The organism is Salibacter sp. (assembly GCF_031581065.1).
Taxonomy (GTDB): Bacteria; Bacteroidota; Bacteroidia; order Flavobacteriales_G; family Salibacteraceae; genus Salibacter.
In genome coordinates, this window is sequence record NZ_JAVLBN010000074.1 from 1 (window position 1) to 6268 (window position 6268).

Here is a 6268-nt window from a genome sequence, read left to right on the forward strand (position 1 = left end):
GATTACTTCACTTGATGAGTCAACTGAAAGTGAAGTAATCACAGTTGGAGAAGGAAGCGGATTTCCACTGTTTACAACGTGGATTGAATCGATACTTCCAATTTGAGTTAATCCGTTGAACTGATCTACTTCACCTTTGATGATGATCGAGTCACCTTCCTGAACAGTGTAACCGTTCACGTCACTGAAGTTGAATACACCAATACCTTCATTGTCCCAAAGTGTGAACTGGTATCCTGAAGTTCTCAGGTTAACACCCAAAACAACACCTTTTGTGAAACATTCAACTCCTAAAGAGTCTGCAACACCGTTTGCATCTACATTATTGATGTCAGCGATGTTGTAAAAAGGAGTTCCTGTTGGAGCGGGTGGGTTAGTTGATCCACCGCAAGTTGTATCAATATCAGCAAAGTAACGTGGTATCATTTGGTATCCTTCAGTATAAGGAGAGTTACTGTCATACTGACCACCAATACCGATGATGTAGCAAAGCGAATCACCAACAGCAACAGATACTGAGTCATCAACATCCGTTTCAGTTTCAATACGCATTGTGATAGTATCCATTCCACTCACAACTTCCCAGTTACCAAAACCTAGGTCTGCAGTAATTTCAGCGTTATCAAAACGAACGAGTTCACTTTCAGTAGACTCGTCAAGAGAAGTAATCACAGTTGGAGAAGGAAGCGGATTTCCAGTATTCACAACAGAAATTGAATCGATGCTTCCCAATTGCGTGAGTCCGTTAAATTGATCAACTTCACCTTTGATAATGATAGAATCACCTTCCTGTACTGTGTAACCATTCACATCAGAACTATTGTAAACACCAATACCTTCACCATCCCAAAGCGTGAAAGAGTATCCTCCGCCAGAGTTGAGATCTACACCGAGAACAAGACCCTGAGTGAAGCAAGTAACGCCCAGCGAATCAGGTTCTCCATTCGCATCTACATTGTTGATGTCAGCAATGTTGTAGAAAGGAGTTGATGGTGGGTTTGGATTTCCACCTGAGCAAGTTGATGTATGAGAGCCTGCGTAAGTCCAGGTATCACTGGGATATACAATCCACTGAGAGTTTGAAGCTGAAGTGCCTGCTGTTACTGACCAGTTTGTGTCAGGAGAACAAACATTATCTTTTCTCACTAACGTGTGGTTTGCTGTTCCATTTGTTGTTCCAGCAACATCCCATCCTGATCCGGGGTCAGCTCCAGAAGAACCAACTGCGTCTATTAAAACAAAATTGCTGGTACCGTCATCTTTTGCTAAACCAATGGCATCATCTCCGTTGTGAGATAGAATTCCTTCAACAACTGTATTCGGTAAGTTTAAAATAGCTGGATCTGCCTGTCCGTTTGCTAAAACTAATGTAGAATCATCAGCTAAGGTTCCTGTAAGGCCTGAAGTAGCCTCTGGCCAGGTTCCACCGTTAGAAATTCTCCAAACTTCGTAGTCTGTTAAATCTACTGTGGCTCCTGTTCCGTTGTAAATTTCGATGTACTTGTTAAAACTAGATCCTTCAGCGTACTCAGAGATAATTAAATCTGTTGTTTGAGCTGTAAGAGACCCTGTAACAAGCAGCATAAAAGCTAGCTTTAAAAAAGGGTATAATTTCCTCATAACTTTTCAATTAGTTTAATAATTTGCTGCAAAAGTAATCTGATTATAAAGGCCGAAAGTTAAGGGAACTTTAAATCGACTTAAAAACGAGTGGCTAAAACACAGGTCTTTTTAAATGACTCTACATCACCATCAAGATTGAATAGCTCAACATAAAAAATATAGATGCCAACGCCACATTTTTCTCCGTTTTCGTCAATTCCGTCCCAGCTCAATGCACCTTTTCGGTCTAGGAGTTGGTTGTTGGCCAGTTCTTTTACTTCGCGACCATTGCTGTCAAATATTTTGATGTTTGCCACATAGCCCGGTTCTTCTAACTCATAACCGATTGATACTACATCGTTATAGCCGTCATTATCGGGTGAGAATGTTTCGGGAGAAATGGTGATTTCATTGGGTTTCACTTCTAAACCTGCTCCCTGGGAGTTTTCATATCCCGGTGTGGCAAAACCAACCACTTCAGATGCCGAGTGCCAGTTTGTAGCATCCATCGTGTTGCGTTCGTGGCTGATTCGTTCCAGTGAAATACCGTCAAACTCCTTGAGCAGTTCAAAATGGTAATCTTCGTTGTAGTAAAAATCATCAATCGTGTCGCCAAGGGTTGATACAAGCGTTACCCTTCCTTCATCATTCGGATAGGATGGAAGGTCACTTTCAAAAATATTATCTTCAACAGCATTTGGGTATTCGAGTAGAATGTTTTCAGGTTCTTCGGTCATAACCAGATAACCATCAGGCTCAATGACAAATTGCTGATTTTCGAATGCATCGATTGAGGTGTCTTCGCTGCTGCTCACATATTGGAATCCCCATCCCGTAACATCAACAGGCATGTCGTTTGGATTGTAGAGCTCAACAAAGTCTGACCCACCGGAACGCGGATTGAACAACACTTCATTGATCACGACAGTTCCGCGTGTTGGGAGCGAAAAGTCAACACTGTTCTCTGAACCGATTATTGCTCCTGCACAATCTAAAGTGTTTGTTGCGGTGAGTGTGTAACTTTCTCCGGCCACCAAATTTATAGAGAGGATGATGATCGCTTCGTTCGGTTCTGACGATGAATAATAAATGCTGTCAATTCCGGGGTTTGGCGATAATTCAAAATTTGCGGCAATAATCGTTGTAGAATCAATTCTGCGGTTGAAAACTGCTCTTATGCCTTTGAGACTGTCAATTTTCACACTCGTCAAAGCGGGAGAGGGAACGGTTGAGTTGGGATCAAAAACACTGTTTTCAGATCCGGGTGTTCCACCATTGGGATCGTCAGATCCTTTCCAGTTTTCGCCTTCGGAGCAAAAATCGAACGGTGAAATGCGTTCCAGTGTGTAGCCACCACCGGACTTTTCAGCGCTCCCGTACCACGAGGAGTTGTAATTGACACGGTCAATCGTTTGGCTCTGACTGTAAATCACGATTTGATCGCTGCTGTTGTTGAGTGAGGGCAGACTGGAAACGGGAATCAGCTTACCGTAATTGAGAAAGTTAAGCGTGAAATCATCATCGATAATGATGGCGTATTCACCCGGAAACAGGATGTCGTTTGGCAATGAAGTTGTTGAGGTGCCATCGGTTATGGAAAGCCCGTTGAGGTTGAGTGCTTTTTGAGTGGTGTTGTAAATCTCGACAAACTCTGCATCGGGGAGGTTGCTGATTTCAGGGTCGGGATCGGGGTAGAGTTCGTTGATGACGAGCTCAAAAGGTTGTGGCGTTTTCCCTATGGCAATTTTGATGGTGGTGTCGTTGAGTGTATTCCCCGGACAATCGGAGATGTTTTGAACCAGGAGGTCGTAAATCTGTGCTGAGTCAAGTGGTGATGAGAGGTTCAGGCTGATGGTGCTGAGGTTGTTAATCGTAATTCCGGTCAATTGAATGAGCGGACTCAAAATAAATGAGTTTGTACTCAGAGCCGTATCGATTCCTTCGTTGAATTGGAGTTCGATTGTTGACGAGTCGGTAATAGACACACCTGTTATGTTGGGCGGAGTAACATCAGGCTGGGTGTTGAAAACGGAGTTTTGCGCACCTGGAGTTCCACCTGATGGATCTTCAGAGGCTATCCAGTTGTTTGCTCCTCCGCAAATGGCATTTGGGTTGATAAGCTCCAGGCTGTAGCCGCCTGAACTTTTGCTGGGGTCTCCGTACCACGAGGTTTCGTAACGGAGCGAGTCGATGACCAGGCTCTGACCGTTAGTCAAAACGATATCATCACCACCGTTGTTGAGCGCAGGAAGTGAGTTGACTAAAACGAGATTATTGACATTGCTGAACAGCGAGCTGTCATCGTTGTCGATAATTACGGCATACTCACCGGCTAGTAGCGGATAACCTGGAAGTGAAACCGTTGAGGATGCATCGCTGATGGTCCAGCCTGAAAGGTCAAATGACTTGTTTGAGTTGTTGTACAGCTCGATGTATTCGGCATTGGGTTGACCTACTGGCGGAGTAGGATCAGCCATAAACTCATTGATGATCACGTCTTTTGCAACGGGCGTTTGCGGAATGAAATACAAAAAACTCTCCTGAAGTGTGCCACTCACATTGCTGTTTTGATCTTCGATGTTAGATGCAGAAAGCGTGTAGCTGGTTCCCTGTGAAAAAGTGGAGCTGAAAGTGAGGTGTACGAGCTGGTCGTTTTGCGAATCGAGTGTTGCATTTGAGGGATTCCCGATACTTTGATCAACCGAGTAATTTTGGTCAGTCTCAGCAGATTGCTGATCGAGCGACTCAGAAAAGAAAACATCTAATGCTGAATTGTTCACAATCACAACGCTGTCGATTGACGGTGCAATTGTATCGGGAACGGGAGTTCCGGTAACGACAAAGTCATCGAAAAAGAACTTATCGGCTCGCGTGCTGGTGTAGTCACAGAAAACTCCCGTGAATTGAGAGTTGGTGTAAGTGTTATCGGTTACTGTTCCCTGGCTCTGAAATGTTCCGTTTAAAGCCGTGTCGATTTCGAGTTCCCATTGTCCGCCTGGTTGACGATTGACGCGAACACGAACTTCAGGGGTTAATCCCACTGTGCTGTCTGCTCCATCGATTAAAAGGGTTTCAGAGGTCCCGTCCTGGCGGTATAAGCTAACATCATCTCCATCTCCCGAAACACCGCCAATTCTCAAAAAATATCCGTTGAGACTTCCTTTTAAATCTGGTTGATCACTTACTAAATAGAATTTACAGTAATTAGAGGACGATGGATCAAAATCCATCCTGATTTTCGCTTCCCAGCTCGCGTTCAAGACAGCCTGACTTTGCGTTACAGCATGGGCTTCGCTGGTCACAACATCGTTGAGTTGTAATTCGTTTTGTGCGTTCACGATGAAGATAGAGGTGTCGCCAAACCACGTAGGGTTCTGACTGAAGTCACCATCGCTGAAATCGTCATTAAACTGAGAGTATCCGTTTAAAAACGTGATGGTTAAAAACAAAAGTATGATTGATTGCTTCATGTGGTTTTGTTCTTGTCAATGTTCAAAAATATTACTTTTGGCCACCTTTACGAAGGTTATAAAGGTTATAAAATATTTAATATGAAAGTTGCAGTCGTTGGAGCCACCGGAATGGTTGGTCAGGTAATGCTCAAAACTCTTGCTCAAAGAGGATTTCAGGTAGATGAATTAATTCCCGTGGCATCGGAAAAATCAGTTGGGAAAAAAGTTGAATTCAATGGCAGGCAATATGAAATAAAATCGCTCGAGGAAGCGGTACAGTCAGAACCGAATATAGCGCTGTTCTCGGCAGGAGGCAGTATTTCCAAAGAATGGGCGCCAAAGTTCGCATCGGTCGGAACCACGGTAATCGATAATTCGTCTGCATGGCGAATGGATGAGGATAAGAAACTCATCGTTCCCGAGATCAATGCAAAATCGCTCACGGTTGATGATAAAATTATTGCCAACCCGAATTGCTCTACAATCCAGCTCGTGATGGCAATGGCGCCACTCCACGAGATGTACGGCATGAAGCGACTCATTATTTCAACCTACCAATCTGTAACGGGTACCGGGGTTTCTGCTGTTCAACAGATGAACAACGAACGCGATGGAGTTGATGCGGAGATGGCTTATCCTTATCCGATCGATAAAAACTGCCTGCCACACTGTGATGTGTTCCAGGAAAACGGATACACGAAAGAAGAAATGAAGCTGGTCAATGAAACGCGCAAGATTTTAAATGATGACAGTATTGGAATTACTGCCACAGCAGTTCGTGTTCCGGTGGTTGGCGGGCATTCTGAGTCGATCAATGTCACGTTTGAGAAACCGTTCTCGCTGACTGATATCCGCAAAAAGTATCAAAACACACCAGGCATAAAACTGCAGGATAACCCGGATGTCAATCAATATCCAATGCCGCGATTTGCCGAGGGGAAAGATGATGTGTTTGTCGGTCGCCTGAGAGTTGACGAATCCTTTGAAAACACACTCAATATGTGGGTCGTAGCCGATAACCTGAGAAAAGGAGCGGCTCTGAACGCTATTCAAATAGGCGAGTATTTAGTTGAAAACAAACTTTTTAAATAAAAAAGTCCCGCAACATCAATGCTTGCTGCGGGGCTTTATTCAATTATTGAACTTGTTTTATTGTACAATCACTTTCTCAGTTTGTTCACCTATTTTGAGCAAGTAAACGCCTGATGAAAATT

General features: G+C 43.8%; 3 protein-coding genes. 1 reads left to right on the forward strand and 2 read right to left on the reverse strand.

Annotation, left to right across the window (positions count from 1 at the left end; genetic code table 11):
• Positions 1 to 1584: lamin tail domain-containing protein (locus RI557_RS11180; RefSeq protein ID WP_310683822.1), on the reverse strand; the 1584-nt coding region annotated here is incomplete at its 3' end.
• Positions 1585 to 1700: 116 nt separating this feature from the next.
• Complete coding sequence (locus tag RI557_RS11185; RefSeq protein ID WP_310683824.1) at positions 1701 to 5072, reverse strand: lamin tail domain-containing protein; 3372 nt, start codon at positions 5070 to 5072, stop codon at positions 1701 to 1703.
• An 81-nt stretch (positions 5073 to 5153) separates the two neighbouring features.
• Between RI557_RS11185 and RI557_RS11190 the strand changes: the two genes are divergently transcribed.
• The gene (locus RI557_RS11190; protein WP_310683826.1) at positions 5154 to 6146 is read left to right on the forward strand and encodes an aspartate-semialdehyde dehydrogenase; all 993 of its coding nucleotides are present in this window, start codon (positions 5154 to 5156) and stop codon (positions 6144 to 6146) included.
• The last annotated feature ends 122 nt before the right edge of the window (positions 6147 to 6268 follow it).